Origin of the sequence: Anaerocolumna sp. AGMB13025, assembly GCF_029689925.1 — a bacterium.
Taxonomy (GTDB): Bacteria; Bacillota; Clostridia; order Lachnospirales; family Lachnospiraceae; genus Anaerocolumna.
The window spans coordinates 5,197,686-5,219,789 of the sequence record NZ_CP121445.1 but is presented as its reverse complement, the minus strand read 5'-3'; the positions used below and the strand labels follow the sequence as shown (position 1 = coordinate 5,219,789).

Here is a 22,104-nt window from a genome sequence, read left to right as displayed (position 1 = left end):
CAAAAAAGTGGAGGTATTAATAATGGAATGCACAAAGGATTGTGAGGAACTAAAATTATTAATGAAGCAGCAGGAAGACTTCATAAGCAGCATTGGTGCTATTGTAGAAAAACTGGATTCTTCCCAGCTGAAAGTAGAAAAGAATGCATTTGATGCAATTAACAGTTCGGATACTTCTCTTAATCTGGTAAAAGAAGGAATCCAGTGTGTGGATGATTTATTAAACAAAATAAATTCCTTACATATAGCAGTGGAAAATTCATCAAAAAGCGTAAACCAGATGAAAAATCTTTCCAATATGATAGAGGGTTTTGCTACAGTAATCGGAGGTATATCAGGTAAAACCAATATGCTGTCTTTAAATGCATCAATTGAAGCCGCCAGGGCAGGTGAACAAGGCCGGGGGTTTGCAGTAGTTGCCGGTGAAGTCAGGAATCTGGCCGCACAATCCTCTCAATCCTCCAAGGAAATTTCTGAGACTATAAAATCCATCCAATCTTTTGTAACGGAAACCGTGGAATCCATGAATGCGATCTATGAGATTGTTGAAAAACAGAACGCAATGGTCAGTGAAGTTAAGACGGTATTTCAGAAAATCCTGGAAGCAGCCTATATCTCCAATGATGTTTCCAGAAATATGGAACATGAAATTGCGTATCAAAGAGATATCACCGACAGTGCCAAGAATACCTTAGATTCCATACAAGAAATCGGAGAACAGGTAGATGCCTTGGATATGATTTAATGATTTAATACCTTTAGAGATTTGTCGAGTTAAAAAGGCAGAAGAGGATGCCTATTTCTTGGAATCCTCTTCTCCTTCGGCTACGATTTGCTCTAATACATGCATTAAATCGTAAATATTATTCAGTTTCACATCCCGATCTAAAATAGAATTTTTTAAATCAGTAGGCAGGGTCTCAAATTTTTCCCTGATAGCTGGTGCTACATATGACATAAAATCACCTCGCCTTTATTATGTCCTAAGAAGATGATTTCATTCAGGTAACATATACCAGTAGATGCTGTGTTTGTAAACGATAGGAATTATAAAAATTATTCTTTATTTTTCGAACTATTTTTTTCTGAATCCCATTAGGCTATACTCTATATACAATCCCACTTAACAACCAAACTGATTATTCTTATAAAATTAGTTAATCTAATTTACTGCTTTTTTATCAAGGTTGAATAGTAACAAACGTATTATTTTTATAATAATAATAATTTTCTAGCCATCTTACTATATCTTTAACAGTCTCACTATTTCTTTAGCCGTCTTATTTTTTCTTTCAGTTTAAGGCTGTCATTTAAATGCACAATCTGATGTCTGGTAATAGGCATCTGCAAGATACCTGCTACATCTTTTTTACCCCAGAAATCAAGAAGCCAGAGTGAATCGGGAGCATCTGTTACTCCACCCTCCAGTTTAATACGGTTAAGACCTTCTGGTGATACTTTTCTTTTTATATCCTCTGGGGTTAAGGTGCTAATAATCTGTTGGGTCTGCCTGCCAACTGCATTTCTGTAATTTTTTAATTCCTCTTTATTTACAGATAAACTGAGGGAAAGTATTTCTTCATCTGTCATGGCGTTGCCGGTATCCTTAACCGTAACCTTTAACTTTTTAAGCCAGGTATCATTAAGAACCTGAGGTCCGTTTTCTACCAGAATATTGATGGTCAGATCTTCAATTCTTGTAAGGTGCCATATATTCCATGCGATCGTAACATCTTTATCTGTAGGCATTATAGTTAAATCTTCCTCAGATAACCCCTCCCAAACCTCATCCTCCAAAGTCTCTTCCTCTGCAGACAGCATTGAGGATTGATGGACAAAGCGGTGCATGTCCAGACATAGCTGAATTGCTTCTGCAAACCTGTCTTTATTTTTAATGATTTCTTTTAATAGCGCTTGTTTTGGATTCCAATCTGTAGCTGCTTTAAACATACCCTGACTCCTTTCCTAATTAGTATCAGGCATTTTCAATATTGATGTGGCACATCTTCATTGCCTCTAGTGCATTCTGATGGCTGTCCGGTGTAACTCCCGCACAACAGGCGGCATCCACCAAAACCGGTACTTCTGGTAACAATGTTTTAATAAGCATTGCATTAGAGATGACACAGATGTCGGTACAGATACCGATTAATTCAATCTGGGTAACACCTTCATAGAGACCGTTCATTATATCTTTTGCCAATTCACTGGATCCGAAGGTGATTTTTTCATATATTTTATGACGGTCTAAATTAATCAAGGCTTTTATGCGGTCATTTAATTCCCAGCCTTTTGTATGGGCAATGCAATGCTCTACCGGCAGGTTCTTGCCCTCCTGGGTCTTTAGATAGTCCGCAGAATGTGTGTCCATGGTAAAGATTATGGATTCCCCGTTTGCTTCATAAGCTTTAATTTTAGCTACAACCTTATCAATAATCTGAACAGCTTCTTTGGTTCCTAAAGCACCGTCAATAAAGTAGAGTAGGAAGGTGTCGCCTTTTCATATTGCTATGATAGGTTTACACCAACCCCTCACCGAACCGTACGTACACCTCTCAGTGTATACGGCTCTCCATTGTAACATAACTATCTATTGGCATGGATTTTATTGTGACATTCTAAACAGAGTACGAGGGTTTTCCTGTTCCTTTCAATCATCAATCGCTCCCAAGGTTCTTTTCCTTTGAGGTCTTTAACTTTACGAATGTGATGGATATTGAATGGAACATTTTCTTTTCCACATAATTCACACTTTTGAGCGTTCATTCTCTGTTCTAATTCAGTTCTTTGGGTATACATTGCTGTGTTGACATATGCATCAAAACTCATTGTCTTTATAGGTGTGCTGTTCATTTGGAATCCTTGATTGTAGAAGTATCTTATTTTACCTTTTTCATTCTTGGTATCATATTTAATTCCCCAACTATCACCTACACGATATTTTGTTTTGATTTGTGCAACACTTGACTTATGTTTTCCAGCTAAGGTTTTTAGACAACTGTATTCCATTAAATGATATATCATGTCCATTTTGGAAGACACGTTTTCAGCCATCATATAGTAGTTATATAATCCTTTAATTTCAGCATTATATAATGTAACAATTTCAAGGTCACTTGCACCATAAAGGTATGGTCTTGATTTTCCTTTCCACTGTTCGGCATTGATATCATCAACTACTTGTTTTTTACTAATGTAGTTGGTCATTACATCTTTGGGCATATAAAGTACTATACCTAAATTTCCAACTCTACGTTTAGTACCATTTTTGTCCTTAAAGAATTTAGAGTTTTCTCTGACTTGTATTTCATAATTAAGAAATCTTGCTTTTTCTCTTCCGTGAGTTATAAGTGTCTTCTCCTCGGATAAGTCTAAACTTAATTTCTCTTTCAGAAATTTTGTAATTTCATTTTTAATTTCAATACAGTCATTTTTTGTACCAAGAACAGCGATAATAAAATCATCAGCATACCTTACATATTGTAAGTTTTTGTAATCTTTAATTCCTAACTGTGCTGGCATATTGTTTCTTGCTTTCCTGATTGATTTGCTTTCAACAATGAGTTTTGCACGTTCCTCATCATTCATATCTAATTTGCTGATTTTCTTTTTTAAGGCTTCCAGTTTATGTGTACAATCCAAATAATCTGTGTTATAGACTTTATTGTTTTTGGCTTCGCCTACATTATATTTAATAAACTCTTTCTTAATAATGTCCTCAATGTAGGTATCAAATTCATTCATGTATATATTTGCAAGTATTGGACTGATAATTCCTCCTTGTGGTGTTCCACTAAAGGTGTTGTAATATATCCAATCGTCCATATATCCTGATTTGAGAAACTTCCAGATGAGTCTAATAAATCTCTCATCTTTTATTTTCTTTCGTAATATATCAATCAGAATTTGATGCTTAATGTTGTCAAAGCAACCTTTGATATCACCTTCGATAAACCAATTTGCTCCTCTGAATGTATTTTTGATTTGTTTCAACGCTGTATGACAACTCTTGTTAGGTCTAAAACCATGAGAATTGTCAGAGAAGACTGGTTCATAAATGGCTTCCAAAATCATTCGACAAACTTCTTGAATAAGTCTATCACTGAAATTTGGTATACCTAAAGGTCTGGTCTTTCCATTTTTCTTTGGAATATACGTTCTTCTAACTGGCTTAGCTTGATAACTTTCATTCTTAAGGCTTTCAATGATTTGGTTAATCTTATTTTCGCTGAAACCATCAGCGGTTTCAGAATTAACCCCACAAGTAGCACTACCATTGTTGCTATAGATGTTACTATAGGCTCTAGCATACATATCTGGATTACATAAAATCCTGTATAACCTTTCAAACTGATATTCTTTGTTCTTTGCTTGTTTAGATAGTTCGATTAAAACCTTTTCTGAATCTCTCATGGGGAACATCCTCCATTCTTTAATAGTTTTAATCATTACAACTGCTTCCCTTTGCCATGTAATAGGCTTTCCCTATCTCAGACTACTACGGAAGCTCCGTTACCATGCCGAATATTCATATGCTGAACATAATAGCTTTAAATAAAGCATTTCGGTTTAGGTAATCTCCATTTAGTACGATAATTTTGAGTAATCGACTATTGTCGGATATTTCTTTAACGTTTTTATATCTACTCGATATATGCAATAGGTCTTTTACATTTTATTAATGGGAGAACCACTATTTCTAAAACGACTTGTTAGAAACAGCATCGGAATTATCTTTCACATTCCAACCTATACTATTGTATCAACTGGATTTCAATAGTGCCATGCATTTAACTGCTCACGTTCGAAATTAAGGTAGAACAACCTTTATCCTCATATAGTCTTTATGTCTTGCTATTCAGTCGTGACATTTCCAGTTAGCCAACTCATAGCTTTCTGACCATGCTACACTCCCCGTCAGATTTCTCTTTCGGATAAGGTCAGTGACAATATCCCAGTTCTCTTGAGATAGTAACACTCAATGTTACATCAATTATCGCCCTTATGGACGCACGTCATTCTGCATATCAACTACAACTAATAATTTATTCATATACTTCTCCTTCTTTGATAAAAAGATTATTGGATTTGAGTATTGTATTTATTTTGTATTAATTACATTTTTAAAATCCCATAGCGTTCTTAACTATCTCCATCTGCTCCTTTGAGGTTAGCAGCTCCAATAATTTAAATCCAACACCGGGGGCTGTTTCCGGGCAGTAGGAGGTAATTATGTTTTTGTCTACTACAATAGGTTCATCTATTACCTTAACACCGAATTCCTTTAATTGTGCCTGTCTTAGCCCATTTTTAAAGTGGTAGGTGGTAGCGTTTCTGCCTTTTAATATACCGCTTTTACCCAGTGGCAATGCCCCGACGCATACAGAAGCAATCAATTTATCCTTGTTGTTAAAGTCCCTGATTAACTGTAAGGTGTTCTCATGATAAGCTTCTTCATAAAAGCCGAATTCTTCAAATCCACCGGGAATGACAAGAGCTGCATACTCCTCTGCCTCTACCTCCTCCAGTAAGAGATCCACCTTCACCGGAACCTGAAAGGTACTAATAACCTCCTTTTTAAAACCGCAGGTAACTACCTCAACCTCGTAACCATAGTCGTTACGGGCCCAACCCATAATATCAACAAAAGGACTAAATTCCATCAATTCAAAGCCTTTTGCCAGTAATAGCAAGATTTTCATATAAACTCCTTTTCGTTAGCGGACTACACTGTTTTTTCACCGTGCCCTTATTTATGCATTTTTTGATTACAATCAGTTACGTTAGGATTATTATAACCGAAGAAGAAAAATACTACAATATTTACCATGTAATATAAAAGTAGTATTTTTCTATTATTTTTGGTCAGATATATAAATAAATGGCAGGAGTATGAAATCAGGATTATAATAGAATACCTTACCAAGGGATAAAGGTAATTAGAGTATCCTTAATAATTTTTTCTTTCCATATTAGACTATCCATAGGACTATAAAATTAATAAACCTGTATCAAAATCATACTTTATATAAACCAGTTTACAGTTTACAAAAATATTTTTTTGATACAGGTTATAATTCCGCATATAATTTATACTTCATTTCGTTTCTCTTGCAATATGATTCGCTGGATACTTTTTTCTGATAAGAAATACTGTCCGGCAAGTTCAGAGATTTTTAAACCGTTTTTATAGCAGGTGTAGATCTCCTTATTTCGGTTTTGAACCCAGAGTTTGGAATTAGTGGTTTCACCCCAGCTTTTACGGTTATTACTTTTTCTTGGTATATACAGATAACCCCCGTCGATATATTCCTGAATCATTTCAATTATTTCCTGGGGTAATACGGTATTTGCCTTTATATAGCTCATTGTGCTCCTCCTTGAATTAAAAATACAAAGATCGAGCAAAGGCTATCAATTACAATTTAGGGTATATTTAAATTTATAATGTGCAATAGCCTTTGCTATGCACAAATAACATGTCGTCTCATATAAAATTCCCCTTTCTTAAATACAGGTCACTATGCTTTCTTCCATAATAATACAACAAGTTCAAAAATTACGCAATGGAAATTATCTAAAACCATTTTGTAAATTTTTAAAACCATCTGATTATCTGTAGTCTTAGATTACACTACATAAAAAACGGAACTGCCTCATATGATGTAGCAAAGGTATGTACGAGGAGAAAGTTTATGGATTTCCAGCAAAGCAGAACTTTTATTAATTTGCAAAGTGCATTTGAAGGGGAATTAATCAGCAGCAGCAAATATGAGATATATGGAATCAGGGCCAGAGAGGAAGACTATCAGCAGATTGGCTATACATTTGATGTAATATCACATTACCAGAGAGAACATGCAAGAATATGGTGGAGACTGCTAAACAACGGGGTATTGCCAAATACTCTTACGAATCTCTTAGAGGCAGCAGATGCAGAGGACGTCAGGGGAAACAGCATATATAGGGATTATGCAGATATAGCAAGAGAAGAAGGGTATGATTCCATTGCATCATTATTTGATGGTGTTGCTAATATTGAATTAAACAGTGAAGTAATATTCAGGACGTTTGCCGATGAAATACAAACGAATCAGGTATTTTGCAAAAATGAGGAAGTGCTTTGGGTGTGTATAAACTGCGGCAATATTTTAGGGGGGTTATGTGCTCCTGCAATTTGCCCAATCTGCGGATTCCCTCAAGGCTATTATCAGGTCTATGATACGGGATATTAATTACACAAAAGATAATAAAATAGTCCAAAACACAATTCGGTAAATACAAAAGTGAGACTGAGTGTTCCTTCCTTGTTACGTTATAAGACATTCCACGTAAAACAGGGGTAGTTATAAAAATTATGTGTGTTGCTAATAAATACCACTTCTCTGGTGAGGATTAGGTAGGAATAATCTCACTTGAAAAGTGGTTTTTATATAACTATTGCACAGGAATCATTACGATAGATACGATCCGTCTGACAGCAGCGAGAGTAAGACTGCATCAACGTACATGGTTCTCGAAATCAGAGAGTTAGCCGTACAGACACAAAGCCGATAAACAGGTTTAACTGCAGGATTTTAGAAATTTTTTTTGCAACAAATGACATGAAATCCATGATTAATTCCATTTACAATTATATTTTCATCAGTTATAATTGTATCCTGTATAAAGAAGTAAAACTATGGACAACCATACACGCGCCTTCCTGTATTTACTTGCAGTAAGGATAACTAAAACACAGGATCTTATGGATATGGAGGTATTTATATAAAACTATTAAACAACTTAATGTTATTCAATAGATTTTTACTGGCCAGGCTGCGTAGAATATACTTTATGGCTTTACCTGAAAGTAAAAGTGATTTTAAAAAGAGCAGAATCTGCTTTACAGTAGGTGACAGTGCAGTTCAAACAATCATACAGCTTTCAGGAGGAACCTTCCTTGCGACCTTAATGTCGTTCTGCGGCATATCGGATGCAAATATCGGTATCATAACCTCCCTGGTAAGCCTTGCTGCCATATCACAGATTTTCTTGATTAATTACTTTAAAAAACTTAAGAAATATAAGTTTCTGGTTTGTTTTACTGCTCTACAAAGGTTGTTATTTACCGTTATTTATTTTATACCGCTCCTATCCATATCCAGTACGAAAAAAGCACTCCTTATCGTACTGCTTTACTTTGCGGGACAGATATTCGTACAAATCGGAACACCTGCTTCCCAGGATTGGATTGCAAGTCTGGTACCCAGCAGATTACGGGGGAAGTATTTTACTATAAAAGACTCCATTGCCGTATTCGTTGTATCCAGTACCATGCTCATAGGCGGTATTATATTAGACTTTTTTAAGAAACGAAATCCGGAAGACGGATTTATTATCATAGGTAGTTTGATCTTTATTCTGGTAATGATTAATTTTATTGCATTTTCAAAAATGAAAGAGCCGAAGATATCCTATATGAATACAGAAGGTAAGGAAATGCACGGAAGACTGGCTAAAAAGGCCAAAGAGTATGAAAAGACATCGCCCCATGAGAAAAAATCGATTTTCAATGAGATTAGGGAGGCATTTTCAGACCGCAAGTTCCGTAAGGCATTTATCTTACAGACGATGTATACGCTGTCCTTTTATATCTGCCTGCCCTTTAATGCAAGTTATCAGATTAATGAGCTTTCACTGCCCTATACGTTTATCATGCTGGTTATTTTTATTGCAAATCTTTACCGGATATACATATCACCCAAGCTTGGTAGACTGGCAGATAAATACGGTATGGCTAAATTGCTGCGCTATACCTTGTTTGCCCTTGGTTTAAATATGTTATCCAATGCCCTGACAGTCCCTGGCAATGCTTATCCGCTGTTTATCCTAAGCAATGTTATTGCCTCTACGGCATGGGCTTTCGTTGGTATCGGTTTGTTTGGGGTCCAATTGGATTTCTTCCGGAATGATAAGAGGATGATCTGGCTTACCATAGTATCATCGGTTTCAGGGGTCTTCGGATTTGTTGTTTCCATACTGGGTGGAAAACTGTTAGACATTCTTCAAAAGAGTAATCTTCATATTAACGGTACCCCTATCTATGCACAGCAGGTATTGAATCTTCTCGGTTTCCTGATTATGCTGTTTACGGTATGGTATATCCGTTTTTACATTGAGACGGAAAAGATTGATAAAAATCATAAGGATGGAAGGGTAACGGTGTAAGGATAAACAGGAATAATTTCAAAGGGGCTGTTAAAATTACAGAATAATAGATCCTTGGTCCACCCAAGAATTATAGTAATTTAGTACAGTCCCTTTTACAAATCAATGGATTCCATAATAGACCTTGTATTAGTAGTAATTAGTGAATGTCTAAACAGTTGTCAGGAAAATAAAATAAGGACAAAATTTATGTAAGTTCTGTAAAATTTTCTTGACAATTAACACAATTCATTGTATTATAATTAAGCAATGTTGATTGCGGACATACTTAGGGGATTGGTCAAATGGTATGACAAGGGTCTCCAAAACCTTTAGCGGGAGTTCGATTCTCTCATCCCCTGTAGAGACATTATCCAGATAGATAATGTCTTATTTTTTTGCTCAAAAAGAGTACTATTGAAGGGACTTGCAAATTATAGTAGGTCAACCTGGGCATAGAATAGGAATTAGATTTTACAAATATTTCGTTCCAAGTCCTGGCGAATATGCAGCTGCATTCTCTTTCTTGCAGCCATTCGTGCATACTTTCCGCAAAATATTTGTAAAATCTAGTTCCTATTCTCTCCCAGGCAATTTAGTCTTTGATTTGCAACAACCCCTTGGTTCCTTTTAGGTTTTCTTTAGCAGATTTTTTACCTGTATGACCTCCTCCTTACTACAATCCTCCCTGCTATAACGTGCTTTTTCATAGTATAAGGCTAATTGGACGACTTCCTTTTTTTTCTCTGCTTTATCAATCTGACCAGTAAGTACATATTCCGATAATTGAAGGGGTGTTAAATTATTTCCTAGGGTATCCTTATTTTGTCTGAGCAGGACAGCTTTATAAAAAAGCTTTCTGATCTTATCCTTATTGGACCTGGTGAAGACAGGAAGGGACCGGATGCCTGGAATAGTACGGGGTCTTCTTCTCATCCTTTCTTTTTTATCAAATGGAGAAATAAACTCAGTGATATCTTTTAATTCATTATATTTTTTTCCGTAGTAAAGTTGATAAATCCGATACAGACCATATAGAAGTAATCCAATGGCAGCGGCTATTATAGCAACGGTGAAAAGACCCAGAAGAATATTCTCTATATATTGTAAGATCAGGGAGGGGGTCCCGTTATCTGAAAGTCCCAAAGGGGGAGGGGGTTGTTCTGGGTTATGGTTCTCATTAGGGGGAATTTCCTTATTACTGTCTGGAAATAAGGAAAATATGAATTTTAATATAGCCAGCAGAATACTGCCGGTTGCCGATAAAAGTCCTTTTAGTGGAAGCCTGGTGAAAAACACCATGATGATAACACAGAAACATCCAAAAGAAAGGATTAAAAGCTGGTTGGTATTTTTAATCTGCTTTATGGGTATATCAGACATCGTGCTGTGTTTCTTAAAAAAACTCTCAAAATTAATCAGATACATATTAAAAAAATATAATAGGATGAAAACAATTACCAACAGTAACAGCATACCGTTTAAAGCGGTTATGCCTAAATAATTATTCGCAAAGTACATAGCCGCAAGGGTGGATAACAGGTAGGGTGAGGTATTGGTTTTGGTGAATTTCTCCTCCTGAAGCCGTTTGCTTAAAGCAATGATTAATAAAAGAATCAAAAAAATCATATAAAAGGTAAGAATAAAAGGATTTCTTGTGGTAAAAGCATAAGCTGCCATCATAAGAACATGCAAGGCTAAAAAAGACCAGAGATGTTTTAGGTATCTGCTAATCAGATAAGAAATAACCGGAGCCGGCAGTAGGATAAAAGCGTTCAAAACTGCTCCCGTATTGCCTGTTGTAAGCAAAATAGCAATACCAAGCAGGGGATAAGCAGCCAGAAAGCCAAGCAGTGTATTTATAATATCAATTATAAAGTCATAACGTTTGCTGTTCATATACAAATCCCTTTCGCAGAATTATGAGGAAAAAGCCTTGACCTCCCAGGGGATAATATAGGGCTCAAATCCATCCCCGGTGGTTATTGTTACTTCCCGGTTGGTGGGGATAATCCAGGAGAAATCAGTTCTATTTTCAATAAAAGGCAATAACAGCTCCTGTAAATCCGCCTTTTGGTAGAAGGATATAAGAATAATATAATCACTGCTGCCCGAGGTTTGAAATTCTTCCCCGAGAGTGGCCACAAAAGATGGAAAGGCCTTTGTGGTATCGATTCTTGAAAGTGCTTCCTGAATCGTTTTGATATGGCTGGCTCCGGAGCCGGCAGGTATCGTTAACAGATCACCGGTAATGATATCCCTGGTGTTGGTATGGATTGAGGTGGGAATGCCCTGTTTTATAAAGGCAAAAGCAAAGGCAGCCGCAATACGGATACTTTCCTCCTCTAAATCTTCATGTTTCCATATGGAATCCGCTTCCAGATTGATAAAAAGCTTCACCTGCTGGGAAGAAGTGTAATCATTAACATTGACCTTAAGGGAACCGGTTTTGGCAGAAGCTTTCCAATTAACGGATTTTATATTGTCATAGGGCTGATACTCTCTAATGCTGCGGAATTCAAAAGGGTCTTCATTCATAAAGCGCCTGGTAAGGACGGTTCCAAGCATTTTCTTAAAAGGTGTTTCAAACTTGGTTAACTCCACGGGACCGGGATAAACATACAAATTTAGATTCATATCATAGTTAGCTACCTTCTCAAAGGTCAGGAAAAGGTCAGAACAAACAACATCAGCATTTTGAATGCTATAGTATCCCCGGTGACTGCATAAAAAGGTCAGGGATCTGGTCAATTTCTGGTACATCATAATGGATATTAAATCGTTCCGGTAAAAATTATCTGTTATGTTTGAATTATTCATATCTTGAAAAGCTAAATACTTTGAGGTCATAAATTTTACTTTCAGAATAGGAAGAGGCAGTAATTTTTTATTCATAAGGGTTTCATAAAGGATTACTTCTTCTCCTTCAACAGCCGCTTCTTCTGAGAAACTTAACTTCACTGACAGATTTTTATTCCAGTACTTATGATAGAAATAGTTTTGGAGCAGGTACAAAAGCAAAGCTCCTAACATGGCTGATAATAAAATCATGAGTTACCTCCTGGCAAAATCCTCGGTAGGTACCGGTACTTCCGACAGAATATCTTTAAGGATCTCATAGGCTCCGGCACTTTTTTGAAATCCCGTCCTTAAAATAAAGCGGTGGCATAGAACATAAGGAGCAAGTTTTTTAATAAATTCCGGGGTGACATAGTTTAACCCCTGGATGGCGGCATAGGCTTGTACCGCCCTTAAAAATCCAAGACTGCCTCTTGGACTTACGCCTAATGCAAGACTTTTATGAGTTCTGGTTTTGCAGGTAATAGATACCATATATTCCAATAAGGAAGGGTGGATGTACACGGTTTTAATTAATTCCTGCATAGACAGCAAATCCTCCTTGGTACATACGCTGGTAAGCTCTTCCAAAGGATTGTCCTGGATAAATCGGTTTAAGATGGTAATCTCATCGCTAAACTCCGGTAATCCCATACCAAGCTGCATTAAAAAACGATCCAGCTGAGCTTCCGGCAGTAAGAAGGTACCTGCAGTTTCCACGGGATTCTGGGTGGCTATGACAAAAAAAGGTTTTTCTAAAAGATGGGTTTCTCCATCAATCGTAATCTGTTTTTCCTCCATACATTCCAGTAAGCTCGACTGGGTCCTGGGGGTAGCCCGATTGATTTCATCTGCCAGCAAAATATTTGTAAATACCGGACCGCTGCGGAACGTGAATTCACCCTGCTTCTGATTATAATAAGTTAAACCGGTTATATCAGAAGGAAGAAGATCCGGTGTAAATTGAATCCGTTTAAAATCAGCAGCAATGGATTTTGCCAGGGCTTTGGCAAGTACCGTTTTACCGGTACCTGGCACATCTTCTAATAATACATGACCGTTTGCTAAAAGGGAGGTCAGAATCAGATTAATAATATCGGTTTTACCCACAATGACTTTTTCAACATTTTTTCGGATTCCATCTGTCAATTCCTGTAATCTCTTAATTTCCATATTACCACCTTATCCTTAATAAATTTTGAAAAAAAGGATTTCGTTCACACATAAAATAAATGGAATGGAATCCCAACACTCCCTACATTATAATACAAGATTGCAAGAAATAGATATAGACAAATAGCAGATATAAATTACAGCGTATTGTATAAATTATACATGAGTTAAAAATACAGTGACTAAATAAATTGGACGCTTTTTAGAAAAGTTATAGAAAAATCTTTTATGGATACGATAACAGTTAGCGGATATGATTATCCATAAAGTAACGGTTCCATACTATTATTGTCACAAATAAATAAGAATCAGATATGCGGATTCTTATTTCAGGTTAAAAGGAATAAAAAATGTAGATTTCTGTAAAGTCGAGCAAAATTGACTTATCTTTAAAAACATGATATAACGTTTGAGGTTTGTTTTACTTGCACAAGTAAAGAGTGAAACCCGGCACAACACAATATGGAGGAATAAGAAGTGGAAACGAAACAGATAAAACTGAACTCACCGGAAGAAGTGATGGATTTTGTAGGAACTGCAAATCAATGTGATTTTGACATTGATATCTTTTATAACCGTGTCATAATAGATGCCAAGTCATTTTTAGGGGTTATGAGTTTGGATATTTCAAAAAATCTAAATGTGGCTTACAATGGATATAACGGCGGGTTAGAAAATATAATCAGCAAATATGCAGTCAGATAAGGGGTTATCCCTTGCCTGACTGTTTTTATTTTACGAGGAAAGTTCTTTGAACTATCCAGTAAAATAAAAACACGACCTGCAGGATGCGCATGACGCGAAAGAGGAAGGTATCACTGATGTGGCAGCGCGCCAGAGTCTGGCGAGCCAGACTCTTTGCTCTGTTAAGATACAGAGTTTTGAAGGTTTATCATCAGGAATAAAGCGTTTTAATGTCGCTTGAATCAAGTATGGCAAGAAGCCTTGACGGCAGCAGCGGTTTACTATATATGTAACCTTGGATGATATCACATTTCTTGTTCTTTAATATACCTAATTGATCTTCAAATTCGACTCCTTCCGCGATTACGTCCACTTCAATGCTGTGGGCAAGTTGTATGATTGCTTCGGCGATAAAGGAATCTTTTTCGTTATGGCTGATATTGTCGACAAAAGACTTATCAATTTTTAAAGTATTAATGGGCATACTCGTTAAATAATTTAAGGAAGAATAGCCGGTTCCAAAGTCATCAAGAGATATGCGGACCCCCAGTGTTTGCAGGCTGTTAAGTAATGTAGCTGCATCCGTTAAGGAGGAGACAATGGTACTTTCCGTAATCTCAAGTTCCAGATAGCTTGGAGGAAGACCGGTTTCTTTCAGGACCTCAGAGAGCATACTAATAAATCCAGAACGGTTGATTTGAACCGAGGAAATGTTAACAGAAACAATATAAGGCGGAAAACCTAAATCGATTAAACCTTTGTTAAAGCTGCAGGCTTCCCGAAGGATCCATTCCCCAAGTTCTGCAATAAGACCGCTTTCTTCTGCTATGGGAATAAATTCAGAGGGGGAGATTGCACCTAATTTACTGCTTTCAATCCGCATTAACGCTTCAAATCCAATAATCCTATTCGTGGTGATATTGATTTGGGGCTGGTATTTTACATATATTTCATTGTTCTGTATAGCTCCCCGCAATACTTCAAGTATAATCGTATTCCGGTTCAGTTCTTCTTCCATGCTCTTATCGAACAAGGTGTATTTGTTCTTTCCGGTATCTTTGGATTTATACATGGCGATATCGGCATTTTTGATAAGAGAGCTGGTGGAGGTCCCGTTCTTCGGATAAATGGCAACGCCTATACTCATGGATACATAAGCGATTTCTCCGCTTAAATTAAACGGTTTGCGAAAGGTCTCAATGACGCTTGCAGCAAAATCCGTTGCATCTTTTTGCATATCCAGATTCTCACGGAATATGAGAAATTCATCACCGCCGGCTCGGGCTAAGATATCTTCGGAGGTAATTAAGGATAATAACTGTTCGGCTGTCTGGACTAGTAAATTGTCTCCGTAATCGTGACCCAGGGTATCATTGATAATCTTAAAGTTATCCAGGTCTACAAAATAGACAGCATGAAGTTTATTGGAGCCAGGGGATAAGGACAGGGTGCTGTTGACCCGGTCTGTAAAGGCCAGTTTATTCGGCAGATTAGTGAGGATATCATGATATGCCAGATACTCAATCCGGTTATAGTTATTTCTTAACTGATCCTCGTTGGTGATTAATTCTTCATGCATAGCAGTTAGGTCATTATAATTGCCTTTAATGATATGCAGCATTTTATTAAGACTTCTTGATAGTTCGCCTAATTCATTCCTGGCTTTTAAATTAGACTGTACTTCCAGGTTGCCGTCCGATGCCGTCCGCATGGTATCTTTTAATTCTATAATGGGATCGGTAAAGCTTTTGGCAAACTTATTGCTGACAAGAAATACGATAACCGTTAATATAAAGATTGTCCAGCCAAGAACATAAAAGAGAATAATAGCTAAATTTATGATTTCGGAAACATCCTGTTTTACTAAAAGGACCCAGTCCAGCTCTGGTATGACACTATAACCGTAGAGCTTGTCAATCTTTTCATAGGTATATTGAAACGCTCCGTTTTGCGGGATTTTGCCGGTGTAAAAGTTATTTACCAGGGAACCAAGCCTGTCATTATCTATACTGGTTCCAATCAGCTTGGAATCCGGATGATAGATGATAATACCATTTTTATCAAGCACCACCCCAAAGCCGGTTTCACCCATGATAATGGAATTGAGGAAATCTTTGAAATACGATAAACTTATGGTGCTGATTATATAGCCAATAATATCAGTACTGCCGTCTTTCTCAAGAAGTATGGGACAGCCGATCTCAATACAATAAGAATTTTCGGTGAGATTACTGGTTTCTTCAGAAGCATATGTATTTTTAATTAATCCACTGACCCCACAGGCGGAACTTTTGGTGGCTTTCATATAGGATAGAGTCACGCTATCTGAGTAATCCTTATTTATAATCTTTGGATCTGAGCTGGCTATGACTTGTTCTTTTGAATTATATACCGTGATCCTGGCACAGGAAGGGTATAAGGAGTGACGTTTAACCAGTAAGTCAGCGGATTTTTCATAGACTTCTTTGTAAGCAGTAGAGGTTTTTAGATAATGGGATTCATTATAGGTAGCTAAGGTATAAATCTGATTTTGTGTAGCGAGGAGATTGACCTCTGTCAATTGATTCTTAACCATTGCCGTTAATCCATTGCTGTTGGTTACCGCCAATTGCTCCAAATTATCTCTTTTAATGGAAATAAGACGACCTGCAATAAGATGGTAAGCCAGTATAGATACCAGGATAATTGGTACAATAGAGAATAGGATTAAAGTTATTCTTAAAGTTCGTTTAATCGACATGGTTATCTTCCTTTTTATAGTAATTAATTTACATTTTAACAATAAATCTGGGAAAATGCAACAATATATGGAACGAAAGATATCTTAATTTATAATATCTTTACAACTTATATTAAAATTTTAGTTGAAAAAGACTTCCAATAAAGGTATACTTGTAACGTTAGATGGTGCAAATATAAGCAGTATCTTATAATGGACTTAGAACGGAGAAATATATGTATAAGTTACTAGGCAGGGACGGCAACGCGAAACGCGGCGAGTTTCATACCGTCCATGGCACAATTCAGACCCCAGTGTTTATGAATGTGGGAACTGCGGCAGCTATAAAAGGAGCCGTATCTACAATGGACTTGCAGGGCATCAAGACACAGGTGGAACTTTCTAATACCTACCATTTACATGTCAGACCCGGTGACCAGGTAATTAAAAAGCTTGGCGGACTTCATAAATTTATGGTATGGGACAAGCCCATATTAACGGATTCCGGGGGGTTTCAGGTATTTTCTCTGGCAGGTCTTCGTAAGATCAAAGAAGAGGGTGTATATTTTAACTCCCATGTAGACGGGCGTAAAATATTCATGGGTCCCGAGGAAAGTATGCAGATTCAGTCAGGTCTTGCCTCTACCATAGCTATGGCGTTTGACGAATGTCCTCCCCATCCTGCAGAAAGAGACTATATGCAGAATTCGGTGAACCGGACAACCAGATGGCTGGAGCGCTGTATCAGGGAAATGGAAAGATTAAACTCATTAGAGGACACCATTAATAAAAATCAGATGTTGTTTGGAATCAACCAGGGCGGAACTTATGAAGACATTCGTATTGAACACGCCAAGCGGATATCAGAGTTAAATCTGGACGGTTACGCCTTAGGCGGACTGGCGGTGGGAGAATCCCACCAGGAGATGTATCGAATCATAGAAGCAACGGTTCCATATTTGCCCCTTGAAAAACCAACTTATTTAATGGGAGTAGGAACTCCGGAGAATATTTTGGAATCCGTAGAACGGGGTGTTGACTTTTTTGACTGCGTATATCCCGCAAGAAACGGAAGACACGGCAACGCCTACACCAACCACGGAAAAATGAATCTACTCAATGCCAAATACGAACTGGACGGTCGTCCCATCGACGAGGGATGCCAGTGTCCCGCCTGCAGACATTACAGCAGAGCATATATCAGACATTTACTAAAAGCAAAAGAAATGTTAGGATTAAGGCTGTTAGTAACCCATAATCTGTATTTTTACAATAATATGATGGAAGAAATCAGAACGGCAATTGAGCAGAAACGTTATAAAGAATATAAAAAACAAAGGTTAGACGGCTTTGCTGAAGGCGAAGCATAACAATACGTTATTTCAGGTTAAGGGAATCCGAAATAACACTAAAATTAATATATTATATAAACAGGAGGAATTTTATGAATAACCCTATATTTTTAGCTGCAGCACCATCCGGAGGATTATCCTTAGGTATGATGATAATCTGGATCGCAATTATGGGAGGTGTCTTTTACTTTATGGCAATCCGCCCTCAGAAGAAACAGCAAAGAGCAATGGAAGCACTCTTAACTACTTTGGCACCTGGTGACAGTGTTCTTACCTCCAGCGGTTTTTATGGTGTAATCATTGATGTAATGGAAGAAGTAGTAATCGTAGAATTTGGTAACAATAAAAACTGCCGTATCCCTATGAAAAAAACTGCCGTAGTGGAAGTTGAAAAGCCAAACTCCGGTTCAGCAGAATAAAGAATAATCTGGATTAATTAAGACTTAAGCCTGTACCAAACCTTGCTATCTAAACTCAGAGTATCAACTCAGTAAAGATAGTGTTTGGACAGGCTTTTTTGCAATCAAGGTAATCGTTCTCTTAGTTTTTCTAATATAGTATAAGGTATTTTTAAATTCCCCCGCCCGGAGCCAATATTTAAATCCGGCTTATTGGCACCGTGAAAATCAGACCCTCCCGTTATTGCCAGGTTGTACTTATTCGCTAAATGCCGCATACGGCCTTCGTCAAAGCCAGTATTGGAGGAATAGATGGCTTCCATTCCGTCAAGTCCGAAATCGGCCAGATAAGCCGTTAACTGTTCTACTTCTTCTAAGGTATACTTATAGAGCAGGGGATGGGCTAAGACTGCAAGACCGCCGCCGGTATGAATCAGAGAAACTGCTTCTTCTGGGGATAGGTATTCTCTGGGTACATAGTAAGGGGAATCATTGTTTAGATATTTAGTGAAAGCCTCAGGCAGTGTTTTGCAGTAGCCGTACTTTACCATGAATTTGGCAAAATGGGCACGGGTCAAAACCGCTTCCCCTTCTTCTTCCTTTAATTTGTCTACGGTAATGTCAATTCCAGCCGCTCTTAAATTAGCGGTCATTTTTTCATTTCTCTCTTCCCGCTTCATCCTGGCGGTCTCCAGTGCAGAGGTAAGAATTTCACATTTGGGATTGATAAATAGACCTAAGATATGAATGTCTTTTTTCTTATATGCTACTGAAATTTCTGTACCCGGAATGACCTGTATCGGATGTCCGTTTTCCGTTTCAGAAAGGGCGGTTTTTTCTGCCTCGGGAATTCCGGCTAAGGTATCGTGATCGGTTAAGGCAAAAGCAGCAAGTTTATTTTTAACAGCAAGCCTTACCACTTCGGCAGGTGTCAGAGTTCCGTCGGAAGCATTGGAATGGACGTGGAGATCAATATAATTCATAGTTATACCCATTGCATATCGTAAGTTTACATGCGATACTGCCACATAATAAAATAAAAACCAATGTGGCATCCTTTCTCACCAAAATTTTTTAACAAGCTTTATTATAGCATTACTCTCAAAAGAAGTCATCATTTTCAGATGCAAAAAACACGGCAAGCGAATAAGGAAAATATATCCAAAAACCTAGGCAGTATCCTGGTATGTTTGCAATATTTTTGTATTGGAAAGAACCCCATGCCACTTAAACTTGGAGAACTGCGCCAAGGAGAAAAAGAGTAACTGTCTGAGCGTCAGCGAGTTTTACTCTTTTTCGACTGCTATAAGCAGTTCACCAAGTTTTTAGTGGCATGAGGGTTCTTTCCCTACAAAAATATTGCAAACATACCAGGATACTGCCGAACGTCTTCATGAATTTTTATTGTTTCTGGAATATATAGAAACTTTTCCAAATATACTACAGTATAAATAGAGCGGAGGTTTGGAATGGACAAAGTATTACACCGTAATTCCAAGGTTGTAACAATCTTAAGAAATCTTTTGGTTTCTTATATGATTACCGGATTACTGCTTTTATTACTGGCATTTTTAATGATGAAAGCGGATGTGTCCAGTACGGTTCTAAATGGGGGTATACTCTTAACCTATGTGTTATCCTCCTTTGTCGGGGGATTTTTACTAGGGAAAAGCGCGGATTCGAAACGGTTTTTATGGGGATTGGGAATGGGAGCATTATACTTCATCATGCTGATCCTGATTTCGGTATTGACCAATTCTGTTATGGGTATGGAAGTAAGCAGAGTAATTACAGTCATGGTTATCTGCTTATTCAGCGGTATGCTTGGCGGGATGATTAGTTAGAAGAGAATTTTAAAAAACTCTTTTCATATTATTGGGGGTATGCTATAATATCAGGTGATATTTGCTATATATGGGCAATCAGGAATAATTGAAGGAGGCAACCTCATGAAACGTATCAAAACATTAAATACAAGAAATTTAAAAGATACCATGAAAAAGGGCGGATGCGGCGAATGCCAGACTTCCTGCCAATCAGCTTGTAAAACATCCTGCACAGTAGGAAATCAAAGCTGCGAAAACAAATAATAGCAGAATACATAACCGGATACATGAAAACCGTATTTTGTAACAGGGATCTGTTATATCCATATGTTGTTTAGACATGTATTTTATAAGCAGCGTCTTCAGGCCGCTGCTTATTGTTTGTTTGCTGATTCAGATATGTGGGTAACTGTAAAATTATGAGATTTGCGTTTGCAATTACCTATGGGTTTTATATATAGAAGGGAGATACACGTTGATTCACCAGTACAAAAATAATGGCTATAATATCGTATTAGATGTCAACAGCGGAATGGTACATGTTGTTGACGACTTAGCTTACGATGTCATAGCAATATACAATACGATAGATAAAGAGAAAAGAAAGAGTTTACCGGAAGCAGATAAAGCAGCAGTAAAGGAAGAAATACTTAAAAAGTACCGGAATCAGGAATATGCAGAGCTTTTTGAAGGAGCAGATTCTAGGGAAGAGGCTGTTGAAACTGCTGTAACAGAAGCGGTTAATGATATTGAGGAATTAATTCAGGACGGTGCCCTTTTTACAGAGGATATCTATGAGAGCTATATCACCGACTTTAAGTCCCGTCAGACCGTTGTAAAAGCGTTATGTTTACATATTGCCCATGACTGTAATTTAGCCTGCAGATATTGTTTTGCAGAAGAAGGCGAATACCAGGGCAGACGTGCATTAATGAGTTATGAAGTAGGAAAACAGGCACTGGATTTTCTGATTCAAAATTCCGGGAACCGTAAAAATCTCGAAGTAGACTTTTTTGGCGGGGAACCCCTTATGAACTTTGATGTAGTGAAAAAGCTGGTGGCTTATGGAAGGGAACAGGAACAGCTCCATAATAAGAAATTCCGTTTTACCCTTACCACCAATGGTATACTGCTTAATGATGATATTATGGAATTTGCCAATCAGGAAATGAGCAATGTAGTATTAAGCATTGACGGACGCAGAGAAGTCAATGATCTTATGAGACCTTCCCGTAACGGTAAAGGCAGCTATGACCTGATTGTACCAAAGTTTAAGAAACTGGCGGACAGCCGTAACCAGAACAATTATTATGTAAGAGGTACCTTTACCCATAATAATCTGGATTTTTCCGAGGATGTGAAACATCTGGCAGAGCTGGGCTTTAAGCAGATATCCGTAGAACCCGTTGTTGCGAAAGCCGAAGAAGCTTATGCAATTACGGAAGAAGATCTTCCGGTAATTTTTGAAGAATATGATAAACTGGCCGCTTATATGATAGAAAAGAAAAAGGAAGGTATGGATTTTAATTTCTTCCATTTTATGATTGACTTATCCGGTGGTCCCTGTGTCGCAAAACGTTTATCGGGCTGCGGCTCTGGTACCGAGTATTTAGCAGTAACGCCCTGGGGGGATTTATATCCCTGCCACCAGTTTGTAGGTGAAGAAGAGTTCTTAATGGGTAATGTTTATGAAGGCGTTAAAAAAACTGAGTTAAGAGATGAGTTTAAATGCTGTAATGTATATGCCAAGGATAAATGCAGGGATTGTTTTGCAAGATTTTACTGCAGCGGAGGGTGTGCCGCCAATTCCTTTAAATTTCATGGTACGATCAATGATACCTATGATATCGGCTGCGAAATGCAGAAAAAGAGGGTAGAGTGTGCAATTATGCTAAAAGCCGCAGAAGCTGCTTTGGAGTAATTCA

At 37.5% G+C, this 22,104-nt stretch carries 20 protein-coding genes and 1 tRNA gene; 10 read left to right on the top strand and 11 right to left on the bottom strand.

The features are described from left to right. Nucleotides 1-22 precede the first annotated feature (22 nt). Nucleotides 23-745: a methyl-accepting chemotaxis protein gene (locus QA584_RS21655; protein ID WP_278271186.1), complete on the top strand. Its 723-nt coding sequence runs from the start codon at nt 23-25 to the stop codon at nt 743-745. A gap of 51 nt (nt 746-796) precedes the next feature. On the opposite strand, the gene QA584_RS21650 is transcribed toward QA584_RS21655, so the two are convergent. From QA584_RS21650 to QA584_RS21625, 6 genes are all read right to left on the bottom strand, one after another. Then, a complete protein-coding gene (locus QA584_RS21650) occupies nt 797-958 on the bottom strand; it encodes a hypothetical protein (RefSeq protein ID WP_278271185.1) in 162 nt (53 codons plus the stop codon). Nucleotides 959-1,263: 305 nt separating this feature from the next. Beyond that, on the bottom strand, nt 1,264-1,950 hold the full coding sequence (locus QA584_RS21645; protein WP_278271184.1) for a DinB family protein: 687 nt from the start codon (nt 1,948-1,950) through the stop codon (nt 1,264-1,266). Between the two features lie 25 nt (nt 1,951-1,975). Next, nucleotides 1,976-2,473 (bottom strand): cysteine hydrolase family protein, encoded by a 498-nt coding sequence (locus QA584_RS21640; RefSeq protein ID WP_278275218.1) that lies wholly within the window; start codon nt 2,471-2,473, stop codon nt 1,976-1,978. Nucleotides 2,474-2,586: 113 nt separating this feature from the next. Next, nucleotides 2,587-4,413 (bottom strand): reverse transcriptase domain-containing protein, encoded by a 1,827-nt coding sequence (locus QA584_RS21635; RefSeq protein WP_278271183.1) that lies wholly within the window; start codon nt 4,411-4,413, stop codon nt 2,587-2,589. 710 nt (nt 4,414-5,123) lie between these two features. Beyond that, entirely contained in the window at nt 5,124-5,702 is a 579-nt protein-coding gene (locus QA584_RS21630; RefSeq protein WP_278271182.1) for a DJ-1/PfpI family protein, read from the bottom strand. Between the two features lie 388 nt (nt 5,703-6,090). Further along, on the bottom strand, nt 6,091-6,369 hold the full coding sequence (locus QA584_RS21625; RefSeq protein ID WP_278271181.1) for a CD3324 family protein: 279 nt from the start codon (nt 6,367-6,369) through the stop codon (nt 6,091-6,093). Between the two features lie 326 nt (nt 6,370-6,695). On the opposite strand from QA584_RS21625, the gene QA584_RS21620 reads away from it, so the two are divergent. From QA584_RS21620 to QA584_RS21610, 3 genes are all read left to right on the top strand, one after another. Beyond that, nucleotides 6,696-7,235, top strand: coding sequence for a rubrerythrin family protein (locus QA584_RS21620; protein ID WP_278271180.1), 540 nt, complete (start codon nt 6,696-6,698; stop codon nt 7,233-7,235). A 601-nt stretch (nt 7,236-7,836) separates the two neighbouring features. Continuing rightward, nucleotides 7,837-9,210 carry an MFS transporter gene (locus tag QA584_RS21615; protein WP_278271179.1) on the top strand — a complete coding sequence of 458 codons (1,374 nt, stop codon included), beginning with the start codon at nt 7,837-7,839 and terminating at the stop codon, nt 9,208-9,210. Nucleotides 9,211-9,480: 270 nt separating this feature from the next. After that, nucleotides 9,481-9,551 (top strand) — tRNA-Trp (locus QA584_RS21610). 268 nt (nt 9,552-9,819) lie between these two features. Here QA584_RS21610 and QA584_RS21605 read toward each other — a convergent pair. From QA584_RS21605 to QA584_RS21595, 3 genes are read right to left on the bottom strand one after another with little or no spacing between them, the layout of a single operon-like run. Beyond that, nucleotides 9,820-11,088, bottom strand: a complete 1,269-nt coding sequence (locus QA584_RS21605; protein ID WP_278271178.1) for a hypothetical protein — start codon at nt 11,086-11,088, stop codon at nt 9,820-9,822. 21 nt (nt 11,089-11,109) lie between these two features. Next, nucleotides 11,110-12,240: a DUF58 domain-containing protein gene (locus QA584_RS21600; RefSeq protein ID WP_278271177.1), complete on the bottom strand. Its 1,131-nt coding sequence runs from the start codon at nt 12,238-12,240 to the stop codon at nt 11,110-11,112. A gap of 3 nt (nt 12,241-12,243) precedes the next feature. Beyond that, entirely contained in the window at nt 12,244-13,200 is a 957-nt protein-coding gene (locus tag QA584_RS21595; protein ID WP_278271176.1) for an AAA family ATPase, read from the bottom strand. A 477-nt stretch (nt 13,201-13,677) separates the two neighbouring features. Here QA584_RS21595 and QA584_RS21590 point away from each other — a divergent pair, with 477 nt between their 5' ends. After that, the gene (locus tag QA584_RS21590) at nt 13,678-13,905 is read left to right on the top strand and encodes an HPr family phosphocarrier protein (RefSeq protein WP_278271175.1); all 228 of its coding nucleotides are present in this window, start codon (nt 13,678-13,680) and stop codon (nt 13,903-13,905) included. 190 nt (nt 13,906-14,095) lie between these two features. Here the strand turns inward: QA584_RS21590 and QA584_RS21585 are convergent, their stop codons facing one another. Then, a complete protein-coding gene (locus QA584_RS21585; RefSeq protein WP_278271174.1) occupies nt 14,096-16,624 on the bottom strand; it encodes a bifunctional diguanylate cyclase/phosphodiesterase in 2,529 nt (842 codons plus the stop codon). A 215-nt stretch (nt 16,625-16,839) separates the two neighbouring features. Here QA584_RS21585 and tgt point away from each other — a divergent pair, with 215 nt between their 5' ends. Continuing rightward, complete coding sequence (tgt, locus tag QA584_RS21580; protein ID WP_278271173.1) at nt 16,840-17,973, top strand: tRNA guanosine(34) transglycosylase Tgt; 1,134 nt, start codon at nt 16,840-16,842, stop codon at nt 17,971-17,973. A gap of 74 nt (nt 17,974-18,047) precedes the next feature. Continuing rightward, nucleotides 18,048-18,374 (top strand): preprotein translocase subunit YajC, encoded by a 327-nt coding sequence (yajC, locus tag QA584_RS21575; protein WP_278271172.1) that lies wholly within the window; start codon nt 18,048-18,050, stop codon nt 18,372-18,374. A gap of 104 nt (nt 18,375-18,478) precedes the next feature. Here yajC and QA584_RS21570 read toward each other — a convergent pair whose 3' ends face one another. Further along, nucleotides 18,479-19,336, bottom strand: a complete 858-nt coding sequence (locus tag QA584_RS21570; RefSeq protein ID WP_278271171.1) for a PHP domain-containing protein — start codon at nt 19,334-19,336, stop codon at nt 18,479-18,481. Between the two features lie 486 nt (nt 19,337-19,822). Between QA584_RS21570 and QA584_RS21565 the strand changes: the two genes are divergently transcribed. The 3 genes from QA584_RS21565 to scfB all read left to right on the top strand — a co-directional run bounded on the left by QA584_RS21565 (nt 19,823) and on the right by scfB (nt 22,100). Continuing rightward, entirely contained in the window at nt 19,823-20,197 is a 375-nt protein-coding gene (locus QA584_RS21565) for a TIGR04086 family membrane protein (RefSeq protein ID WP_278271170.1), read from the top strand. Between the two features lie 105 nt (nt 20,198-20,302). Continuing rightward, nucleotides 20,303-20,443 carry a six-cysteine ranthipeptide SCIFF gene (gene scfA, locus QA584_RS21560; protein WP_091684032.1) on the top strand — a complete coding sequence of 47 codons (141 nt, stop codon included), beginning with the start codon at nt 20,303-20,305 and terminating at the stop codon, nt 20,441-20,443. A gap of 211 nt (nt 20,444-20,654) precedes the next feature. Further along, entirely contained in the window at nt 20,655-22,100 is a 1,446-nt protein-coding gene (scfB, locus tag QA584_RS21555) for a thioether cross-link-forming SCIFF peptide maturase (protein ID WP_278271169.1), read from the top strand. Nucleotides 22,101-22,104 lie beyond the last annotated feature (4 nt).

What these genes read in the sequence shown, in the direction of transcription:
- QA584_RS21570 (WP_278271171.1), bottom strand. Translation starts at nt 19,336, where the DNA reads ATGAATTATATTGATCTCCACGTCCATTCCAATGCTTCCGACGGAACT.
- yajC (WP_278271172.1), top strand. Translation starts at nt 18,048, where the DNA reads ATGAATAACCCTATATTTTTAGCTGCAGCACCATCCGGAGGATTATCC.
- QA584_RS21620 (WP_278271180.1), top strand. Translation starts at nt 6,696, where the DNA reads ATGGATTTCCAGCAAAGCAGAACTTTTATTAATTTGCAAAGTGCATTT.
- QA584_RS21655 (WP_278271186.1), top strand. Translation starts at nt 23, where the DNA reads ATGGAATGCACAAAGGATTGTGAGGAACTAAAATTATTAATGAAGCAG.
- scfA (WP_091684032.1), top strand. Translation starts at nt 20,303, where the DNA reads ATGAAACGTATCAAAACATTAAATACAAGAAATTTAAAAGATACCATG.
- QA584_RS21625 (WP_278271181.1), bottom strand. Translation starts at nt 6,369, where the DNA reads ATGAGCTATATAAAGGCAAATACCGTATTACCCCAGGAAATAATTGAA.
- QA584_RS21585 (WP_278271174.1), bottom strand. Translation starts at nt 16,624, where the DNA reads ATGTCGATTAAACGAACTTTAAGAATAACTTTAATCCTATTCTCTATT.
- QA584_RS21595 (WP_278271176.1), bottom strand. Translation starts at nt 13,200, where the DNA reads ATGGAAATTAAGAGATTACAGGAATTGACAGATGGAATCCGAAAAAAT.
- QA584_RS21650 (WP_278271185.1), bottom strand. Translation starts at nt 958, where the DNA reads ATGTCATATGTAGCACCAGCTATCAGGGAAAAATTTGAGACCCTGCCT.
- QA584_RS21645 (WP_278271184.1), bottom strand. Translation starts at nt 1,950, where the DNA reads ATGTTTAAAGCAGCTACAGATTGGAATCCAAAACAAGCGCTATTAAAA.
- QA584_RS21600 (WP_278271177.1), bottom strand. Translation starts at nt 12,240, where the DNA reads ATGATTTTATTATCAGCCATGTTAGGAGCTTTGCTTTTGTACCTGCTC.
- QA584_RS21605 (WP_278271178.1), bottom strand. Translation starts at nt 11,088, where the DNA reads ATGAACAGCAAACGTTATGACTTTATAATTGATATTATAAATACACTG.
- QA584_RS21630 (WP_278271182.1), bottom strand. Translation starts at nt 5,702, where the DNA reads ATGAAAATCTTGCTATTACTGGCAAAAGGCTTTGAATTGATGGAATTT.
- QA584_RS21615 (WP_278271179.1), top strand. Translation starts at nt 7,837, where the DNA reads ATGGCTTTACCTGAAAGTAAAAGTGATTTTAAAAAGAGCAGAATCTGC.
- tgt (WP_278271173.1), top strand. Translation starts at nt 16,840, where the DNA reads ATGTATAAGTTACTAGGCAGGGACGGCAACGCGAAACGCGGCGAGTTT.
- QA584_RS21635 (WP_278271183.1), bottom strand. Translation starts at nt 4,413, where the DNA reads ATGAGAGATTCAGAAAAGGTTTTAATCGAACTATCTAAACAAGCAAAG.
- QA584_RS21565 (WP_278271170.1), top strand. Translation starts at nt 19,823, where the DNA reads ATGGACAAAGTATTACACCGTAATTCCAAGGTTGTAACAATCTTAAGA.